Source organism: Mesorhizobium tianshanense (genome assembly GCF_007830515.1).
Lineage (GTDB): Bacteria > Pseudomonadota > Alphaproteobacteria > Rhizobiales > Rhizobiaceae > Mesorhizobium > Mesorhizobium tianshanense.
Map to the genome: position 1 here is coordinate 58,808 of NZ_VLKT01000044.1, position 6,545 is coordinate 65,352.

Here is a 6,545-nt window from a genome sequence, read left to right on the forward strand (position 1 = left end):
TCGGATGGACGAGCATCGCCACCTATAAAAGCGTCACAATCATTCGACGGTGACCGATTTTGCGAGATTGCGCGGCTGGTCGACATCTGTGCCCATGAAGAGCGCCGTGCGGTAGGCAAGAAGCTGTATCGGCAGTGAGAAAATCATCGGCGAGATAATCTCGTCGACGGTCGGCAGCACGATCGTGTGCATGGTGTCGAGTTTCGATGCGGCTGCCCCTTTTTCATCGGTGATGAGGATAATCCGCCCTCCACGGGCAGCCACTTCCTGCATGTTGGAGACGGTCTTGTCGAAAAAGCGATCATGTGGCGCGATGACGATCACTGGCATGTTCTCGTCAATCAATGCGATCGGACCGTGCTTCAATTCACCCGCCGCATAGCCCTCGGCGTGGATGTAGGAAATCTCCTTGAGCTTTAGCGCACCTTCCATCGCCAGTGGGAAACTGGTGCCACGGCCGAGGTACAGGACGTCACGACACTTTGACAGTTCGCGCGACAGGAACTCGATCTCCGGCTGGATGCTGTTGAGTACCTTGCCCATGACGCGCGGCACTTCGGCGAGGCTCCTGACGAGCGCCTGCACCTCGTCTTCGGTTACGGTTCCGCGGGCCTTGGCGGCGCCGATGGCGAGTGCGGCAAGAACGGCAAGCTGGCAGGTGAAAGCCTTGGTGGAGGCGACGCCGATCTCCGGTCCCGCAAGGATCGGGAAGACCGCATCGGCCTCCCGAGCGATGGTCGATTCGCAGGCATTGACGATGGCGCCAATTTTCAGCCCAAGCTCCTTGCAGTACCTCAGCGATGCGAGCGTATCGGCGGTTTCGCCGGACTGCGAAATGAAAAGAGCCGCCGACTGCGGCGACAACGGGATCTCGCGGTAACGGAATTCGGACGCAACGTCGATTTCAACCGTCAGGCGCGCATAGCGCTCGAACCAGTATTTTCCGATCAGTCCGGCAAGATAGGCGGTTCCGCAGGCAGAGATCGCCAAGCTCGGGATCCTGGCGAAATCGATGCCAGAAACCATATCGGCGCGATTCTCTATCATGTTGATATAGTGACCGAGCGCATGGGCGATGACCTCGGGCTGCTCGTAAATTTCCTTCTCCATGAAGTGGCGATGGTTGCCCTTGTTGGCCAGATCGGCCGCGGCCGTGGAAGTCTGGCGCGGACGTTCGACAGGATGGCCGTCGAAATCGAAGATATGGGCACCCGAATTGCCGATAACGGCCCAGTCGCCGTCGATGAGATAGGTGATTTCATTGGTGAAGGGAGCAAGCGCGATCGCGTCGGAGCCCAGGAACATCTCGCCGTCGCCGTGGCCGATCGCCAGCGGTGGTCCATTGCGCGCCGCCATGATGGTCGACGGATCATCCTCGAAGAGGATGGCAAGCGCATAGGCGCCCCTGACGCGTTTCAGCATCGCACGCATCGCCTCACGCCGCCTCATGCCGTCCCGGCGGTGTCTTGCCAAGAGATGCGCGACGACCTCGGTGTCGGTGTCAGTCTGGAACTCGGCTCCCGCCGCCGCCAATTCGTCCTTCAGCTCGGTGAAATTCTCGATGATGCCGTTATGGACGACGGCGACACCGTCGGTAAAGTGCGGGTGCGCATTGCGTTCCGTCGATGCCCCATGGGTTGCCCAACGCGTGTGGCCGATGCCGATGTTGCCGCTCAGCGGCTCTTCCTTCAGTCTCGTCTCGAGATTGACGAGCTTGCCCTCGGCGCGCCGGCGGTGCAAGGCGCCCTCGGTGATCGTCGCAACGCCGGCTGAATCATAGCCGCGATATTCCAGACGCTTCAACGCGTCGACCAACCGGTCCGACACCGGCTGTTGCCCAACGATGCCAACAATCCCGCACATCTTTGTCTCCGAATTCTTCCCGGCAGCTTCAGCCCACGCAGTAATCACGAGGACGGACACCCACCCGGCCCGCTTTCATTCAGGATCTTGTAGTAGTATTCGGTAATATTGGTACAATTGATTGTAAGGATAGCTACCATCCACCCCATGGATAGAATAAGACGCGTTTGAGGGCCCTGATCTGATCTAAGTCTCCTCGTTGGGCTCGACTTTCTCATGACCTATCGTAAGCTCACAGCCGCGGCACGAAGCATCAACCTCAGTCAGCCGGCCATGAGCGCGGCCATCGCGCGGCTACGCACCTCCCCACGCAACCGCCGACGCAGTCCTTCCCTGAGTTTCCCTAATCCACTCGCGTCGGCAGATCGTTGAGGCAGGCAAGTGAGCGGCAGAGAGATTACCCGTTCACTTCTGAATCACGTCACCATCGCTATGGCGTTTCGCTCTTGGTTGTCATCGTGACGGCTGTCGAGAGGCAATCATGATCAACGCGGTGATCGGCATGATCACAAGACTGTAGGCAGCATCCAGCATCAGCGACAGCATCAGCATGATCGGCGTCATCATCATCATCATTGGCATCGTCGGCGCCTCGGCATAATTGTCGTGCTCGTCACCTTGATCATGATCGACGTCGCCGCCGATCAAGGTCCTGATTGCCTGCCGCTCTTTGACAAGCTGGCTTTCGCCGGTAGAGCTTAGCCCGCGATGGCAGCTATCAATGCGCTGTTCGTCGGCATGGCCGAAACCGAGATCAGCGGCGTTCGGTGGCGCAGGCGACACGTCCAGCGACCGTAGCCTATTGCACAATACCCTAACAGTAGCGCAACATAATAGCCTAATCAGCGCGCAACTCAATTTCCTAATAGGAGCGCAGCGCATAAACCTACTAAGCCTGCAACACAATAACCTAAGGACCGTGTAAATGGCACCGCCCCATGAGAAATTGGCCAAGTCGCTCGCCGCGCTGAAGGAACTGCAGGATCAGCGGATCGTCGCCATCCGTTCGAGTGACCTATCACGCACCCATCGCGAACGGCTCCTCAAAAGCGGCTTCCTGCAAGAAGTCATGAAAGGCTGGTATATTCCGGCCAATCCCAATCAGCGCCAGGGCGAGACCACTGACTGGTACGCCTCGTTTTGGGATTTTTGCGCCAACTATTTGACCGATCGCTTCGGCAAAGATTGGTGTATTGCGCCTGAGCCCTCCTTGTCCTTTCATGCAGGCAATCGCACCGTCCCGGGACAATTGCTGGTGCGATCCCCCGCCGGAGGCAATAAGCCCACTGCTCTTCTGCACGGCACGTCGGTCTTCGACATGCGGGCCAGCATGCCGACTGCCCGCGACATTGCCGAAACAGACGGTCTTCGCCTCTACGCCTTACCGGCGGCGCTCATTGAAGCCTCACCCACTTTCTTCGCGCAAAAACCGACCGACGCGCGGACAGCGTTGGCGATGTTCTCGGATGCATCGGAAATTCTCTCGCGACTTCTCGAAGGAGGTCACAGCACAATAGCCGGCCGGCTCGCGGGCGCATTCCGTAACATCGGCCGCGAGCGGATCGCAGATGACATTGTCCGCAGCATGCAGGCCGCCGGTTACACGGTTCGCGAAACCGATCCGTTCGATACACGGCTGGAGTTTTCGCTGCCGCGCCGCGAGACGTCACCCTATGCCGGACGGATCAGGCTGATGTGGCAGGAGATGCGCGGCGCCGTCATCGAGAATTTTCCGGCGGCGCCCGGACGCCCAAATGACGCCGGTGCCTACCTCCGGCGCGTTGATGACGTCTATGTGACCGACGCTTATCACTCGCTTTCAATTGAAGGCTATCGGGTCAGCCCCGAGCTGATCGATCGAGTGCGAAGCGGCACCTGGAATCCGGATATGAATCCGCAAGACGGCGAGCATCGCGATGCGCTCGCGGCGCGCGGCTACTACCAAGCCTTCGAAGCGGTAAAACGCAGCGTGGCGTCTGTCATGGCGAATGAAAACCCTGGCCGCGTCGTCGATGAGGATCATGGAGGGTGGTACCGCCAACTATTCGCCCCCAGCGTTGCCGCCGGTATCGTCAAGCCCAGCGATCTGGCGGGCTATCGCAGCGAGCGCGTGTTCATCCGCAATTCCATGCATGTGCCTATAACGCCCAATGCCGTGCGGGATGCGATGCCGGTCTTTTTTGAGATGCTCGAAGCAGAAGAGCATCCGGCTGTGCGCGTCGTCCTCGGCCACTTTATCTTCGTATACATCCATCCCTATATGGATGGGAACGGTCGCATGGGGCGGTTTTTGATGAACGTCATGATGGCGGCCGGCAGTTATCCTTGGACCGTCATTCCCGTGCAACGCCGCGCCGACTATATGGCGGCCCTCGAGCGGGCCAGCGTTCATCATGACATTGTTCCGTTCAGTCGCTTTCTCGGGGAGTTGACACGTCAAGGTATGTCAGGGGAGACGACCGCGATGCTCCCGGCCAGTTAAGCGATGACTGCGCATGTTGAGGTGGCAGTGGGGATGGCCGGAATTGTGGTGATCGACTGCCACCCAATCGAGCTTTGTGCCAAGATCCTCCAGGCGACGCGCGCCCTGAAGACCCTTTCCATCCAGCTTGACGACACGGGACTTGATGACGACGCGCCGCTGCCGGAAGTCGGCGAAGCGCGAGCAAGCACACGGCCGGCGCCGGCACCGCGCACAGGCGCCCGTACGCCCCTGCCTTAGCGCCGCCGCGCACTAGAATGGCCGCTGGCAAGACCTGATGCAAATATCGGCGCGGGAGGAGCCGGTTGCATGCATCCTTCCGAGCTCGGTTCAAGGTCGTTGTCGCGCATCAACGCCCGGCCTGCACATTGAGATCGATTCATTCAAGTTTGGCAGCTCAGCCGGTCCGCTGAAATCGGTGCCATCTCACCGCGATTCGAACAGGCACTTATGCGCTGGCTGGTATGGAAAGCCGGCTGCCAACAGCACGGTATGGTCCGCCGACTACAGCGTTGCCGACCGTATATGAGAGATAGCCGAGCACGAGAGGCAGCACGCAAGGTGAGATTGCACCGGCGCCAATGCGGTCAAAATGCCAATTTTGCAGATGTGGAAAGCCGATCGTTAGCCTTTGCTCGCGCATCGGCGATGTAGCGTTGCAGCCTGGCAAACTCGACCACCCCGGGGATCACTTCGTCGCCGACCACCAACGCCGGCGTGCCGGTGATGTACAGATCGTTGGCGAGCTCGCGATTGCGCGCGATGGCGTCTGCGATCGCCGGGTCTTCCATGTCCCGCCTGAGCTGCTCAACGTCGAGGCCCACAAGTCCCGCAATGGTCAAAGTGGTCCTTTCGTAGATCAGGCCGGAAAAACCCATAAGGGCGAGGTGGAACACCTCATACTTTCCCTGTTTGCGGGAGGCGAGTGCCGCCTTCGCGGCGAATTCGGAAGCCGGTCCCAGAACCGGGAACTCTTTAAACACAAGCTTCACATTGGCATCGTCCTTAAGGGCCTGCTGGAAGTTGAGGGCTGCCTCTCGGCAAGGCAGGCAGTTGTAGTCGAAGAACGCGACCAGAGCGACGTCGCCTTCCGGATTGCCGGCGATCGGCGCAGCGGGGTCGTTAAGGAGTGCGTAGCGCCGCTCCGGAATGAGTATCCGCAATTCCGCCGCGAGTTGGCGTTGACGGTGCACCTCTTCGACGATTTCTGAATGCTGCACCAGCCCGGAAAAAAGCAGAACGAGGACTAGAACAGCGATCGCGGCGACAAGGCCGGCAGTTGACTTAGACATGGGTCGGGCTCCAATTAGCAGTGAACGGCAAGGCAGCAACGGGGCCTTTTGGCGCAAAAGTGGGTCATCGCTTTTGATCGTTTTCCCAGCAGCTCCCGCAGTACGGGAAGTTGCTGGAGCTCGTAGATGCCGGTACCACCAGGCGGTTCCTCTATGACGGCTTCGCGCCAATGATCCGACCCGAATAGCTGAGCAGCGTTCGAGCGAGCTGGCCCGCCGCGAGCGCCGTTCGCCCCGCCCGGAGACTTGACCCTCGATCGCCGAAACGCAGAAGGTCTGCTGGTGAGGGCCTCAGCCAATCGTCCTTCATCCGGCTCGACCGGGCCATGACCAGCGATGACACCGCGTTGCCGACGAAAGTCGTCAGCGCGCGGTACTCCGACATGAATTGGTCGACGCCAAGGATCAGCGTCATGCCGGCGGCCGGGGCGGTCGGGACTATAAAGAGCGTTGCAGCCAAAGTGACGAAGCCTTCACCGGTAATGCGAGTTGCTCCCTTCGAAGGGAGCATGCCGACAAGAAGCAGCAGGATCCGACCGCCGATCGATAAATCGGTGTTCGTCGCCTGGGCGATGAAGAGGGCCGCCAGCGTCATGTAGATATTGGTGCCGTCCAGATTGAAGGAATATCCGGTCGGGATGACGAGCCCCACGACCGAACGCTTGGCACCGGCCTTCTCCATCTTCTCCATGAGCGAGGGCAGCGCGGCCTCCGAGGAGGACGTTGCCAGGACAAGCAGCAGCTCCTCCTTGATGTAGCGAATGAGAGAAAAGATCGAGAAGCCGTTGTAACGGCAGACCGCGCCGAGAACGCCGAACACGAAGAGGAAGGCGGTGAAATAGAACGTCCCGACCAGCATTGCGAGGTTGACGATCGACCCGATGCCATATTTGCCGGTCGTGAAGGCC

At 59.6% G+C, this 6,545-nt stretch carries 5 protein-coding genes and 2 pseudogenes; 3 read left to right on the plus strand and 4 right to left on the minus strand.

Going from position 1 to position 6,545, the window contains the following annotated elements; all coding sequences use genetic code 11:
- Positions 1-39: 39 nt before the first annotated feature.
- Positions 40-1,863, minus strand: coding sequence for a glutamine--fructose-6-phosphate transaminase (isomerizing) (gene glmS, locus IQ26_RS28460; RefSeq protein ID WP_145721680.1), 1,824 nt, complete (start codon positions 1,861-1,863; stop codon positions 40-42).
- Positions 1,864-2,079: 216 nt separating this feature from the next.
- Between glmS and IQ26_RS28465 the strand changes: the two are divergent.
- A pseudogene (locus IQ26_RS28465) lies at positions 2,080-2,166 on the plus strand (LysR family transcriptional regulator); the annotation flags it as partial.
- 150 nt (positions 2,167-2,316) lie between these two features.
- Here IQ26_RS28465 and IQ26_RS28470 read toward each other — a convergent pair.
- Positions 2,317-2,511 (minus strand): hypothetical protein, encoded by a 195-nt coding sequence (locus IQ26_RS28470; protein WP_145721681.1) that lies wholly within the window; start codon positions 2,509-2,511, stop codon positions 2,317-2,319.
- A 277-nt stretch (positions 2,512-2,788) separates the two neighbouring features.
- On the opposite strand from IQ26_RS28470, the gene IQ26_RS28475 reads away from it, so the two are divergent.
- Both IQ26_RS28475 and IQ26_RS28480 read left to right on the plus strand, forming a co-directional pair.
- Complete coding sequence (locus IQ26_RS28475; protein WP_145721682.1) at positions 2,789-4,345, plus strand: Fic family protein; 1,557 nt, start codon at positions 2,789-2,791, stop codon at positions 4,343-4,345.
- Positions 4,346-4,348: 3 nt separating this feature from the next.
- Positions 4,349-4,585 (plus strand): hypothetical protein, encoded by a 237-nt coding sequence (locus tag IQ26_RS28480; RefSeq protein ID WP_145721683.1) that lies wholly within the window; start codon positions 4,349-4,351, stop codon positions 4,583-4,585.
- A gap of 347 nt (positions 4,586-4,932) precedes the next feature.
- Here the strand turns inward: IQ26_RS28480 and IQ26_RS28485 are convergent, their stop codons facing one another.
- Together IQ26_RS28485 and IQ26_RS28490 are read right to left on the minus strand one after the other, a co-directional pair.
- Positions 4,933-5,637 carry a DsbA family protein gene (locus IQ26_RS28485; protein WP_145721684.1) on the minus strand — a complete coding sequence of 235 codons (705 nt, stop codon included), beginning with the start codon at positions 5,635-5,637 and terminating at the stop codon, positions 4,933-4,935.
- A gap of 319 nt (positions 5,638-5,956) precedes the next feature.
- Positions 5,957-6,545, minus strand: a pseudogene (locus IQ26_RS28490) (cation:dicarboxylate symporter family transporter); the annotation flags it as partial.

What these genes read in the sequence shown, in the direction of transcription:
- glmS (WP_145721680.1), bottom strand. Translation starts at nt 1,863, where the DNA reads ATGTGCGGGATTGTTGGCATCGTTGGGCAACAGCCGGTGTCGGACCGG.
- IQ26_RS28475 (WP_145721682.1), top strand. Translation starts at nt 2,789, where the DNA reads ATGGCACCGCCCCATGAGAAATTGGCCAAGTCGCTCGCCGCGCTGAAG.
- IQ26_RS28480 (WP_145721683.1), top strand. Translation starts at nt 4,349, where the DNA reads ATGACTGCGCATGTTGAGGTGGCAGTGGGGATGGCCGGAATTGTGGTG.
- IQ26_RS28485 (WP_145721684.1), bottom strand. Translation starts at nt 5,637, where the DNA reads ATGTCTAAGTCAACTGCCGGCCTTGTCGCCGCGATCGCTGTTCTAGTC.